The following is a 1,717-nucleotide window of genomic DNA, read 5'->3' as shown; positions in this document are numbered from 1 at the left end:
AAAAGACTTTCCTCTTCAGCATGTAATAAGAATTATTGCTATGCATCTTGTGGTAGCTCATATGTGATTTTGCCTAAGGGAGATGTATATCCATGTGGATCGTTAATTAATAAATCAGAGTACTATATGGGAAATATAAATAATATACCTTTAAAATATATTGAATTAACTAAGCAAACTCCAGGAGAATGTAGTGAATGTGATTATTTTTATATTTGCCCTGGAGGCTGTCCATCAAGAATGATTGTAAATGGTGTTGAACAAGATGAAGAAACATTAGATTGTGTTTTAAAAAAATCTGCATTTGATATTGCACTTAAGATGTGTAAATAATTATTATAAAACAATATTAGGGATGTAAAATGAATAATATGAAAAAGGTAGGTCTATTATAATAGAGCTACCTTTTTTTCATAATAAAAAAATTTTATGTTGCATTATCAAATTGATAATAATATAATAGACTTATAGTTATCATTTTGATAATGAGCAAAGGAGGATAATAATATGATTAATGAAAATATATTAAGCATGATAGGTAATACACCTATGGTTAAATTAAATAATATAGGAAACTCTAATGTTTATGTAAAATTAGAAAAATATAATCCAGCGGGAAGTATAAAAGATAGAGCAGTTTATTTTATGATAGAAGGTCTAGAAAAAAGAGGTATGCTAAAAAAAGGGGATGTATTAGTAGAAGCAACTAGTGGAAATACTGGAATAGCTTTAGCTATGATAGGGAAATTAAAAGGCTATGAAGTAATAATAGTAATGCCAGAGACTATGAGTGTAGAAAGAAGAGAGCTTATGAAAGCGTACGGAGCAAAGCTTATTCTTACAGATGGAAAATTAGGAATGAGTGGTTCTATTAAAAAGGCAGAGGAACTTTTAAATGAAAACTCTACTTACAAAAGTTTAAATCAATTTGATAATGAAGATAATCCAGACGGTCATTATAAAACTACAGGCGTTGAAATATTAAACCAAGTAAGTGATATAGATATATTTGTTTGTGGTGTAGGTACAGGGGGTACTTTAAGTGGAGTGGCAAGATATTTAAAAGAGAAAAATCCTAATATAAAAATAGTAGCTCTAGAGCCTAAAAAATCACCAGTTATATCTAATGGGCAAAGTGGACCTCATAAAATTCAAGGTATAGGAGCAGGATTTATTCCTAAAAACTATGATGCTAATGTAGTAGATGAAGTAATGACAATAGATGATGAAGAAGCTTTTGAAGGTGTTAGATTAATGGCGGATAAAGAATCTATATTAGTAGGAATATCTTCAGGAGCTAATGTTTTTGGGGCCTTAAAATTAGCTGAAATGTATCCTGATAAAAAGATAGTCACAATAGCACCGGATGGTATTGAAAAATATATATCTATGGATATATTTAAATAATAAATTGATTTAATTAAAAGACATAACAAAAAATTAAAGGGGATGATAAATATGTTTGGAAAAATAAATAAAGATATAGAATATATAATGGAAAATGATCCAGCAGCAACAAGTAAGATAGAGGTGTTTTTACTATATCCATCTATTCACGCTAGAATAATGCACATAATATCACACTTTTTATATAATCATAAGCGTTTTTTTACTGCAAGACTTATATCTCAAATAGCAAGGTTCTTAACAGGTATTGAGATACATCCAGGGGCAACACTAGGAGAAAGTATATTAATAGATCATGGAATGGGAGTTG

At 29.1% G+C, this 1,717-nt stretch carries 3 protein-coding genes; all 3 read left to right on the top strand.

Annotated elements, in window-relative coordinates; all coding sequences use genetic code 11:
• The coding region (locus tag VLM92_RS17025) for an SPASM domain-containing protein (protein WP_325277512.1) at positions 1-333 on the top strand (333 nt) is incomplete at its 5' end.
• 174 nt (positions 334-507) lie between these two features.
• Entirely contained in the window at positions 508-1,407 is a 900-nt protein-coding gene (gene cysK, locus VLM92_RS17020; RefSeq protein ID WP_325277511.1) for a cysteine synthase A, read from the top strand.
• A 51-nt stretch (positions 1,408-1,458) separates the two neighbouring features.
• The coding region (locus VLM92_RS17015) for a serine O-acetyltransferase (protein WP_414708170.1) at positions 1,459-1,717 on the top strand (259 nt) is incomplete at its 3' end.

Source organism: Romboutsia sp. (assembly GCF_035470145.1).
GTDB lineage: Bacteria > Bacillota > Clostridia > Peptostreptococcales > Peptostreptococcaceae > Romboutsia_D.
This window is presented reverse-complemented; position numbering and strand designations above follow the sequence as displayed.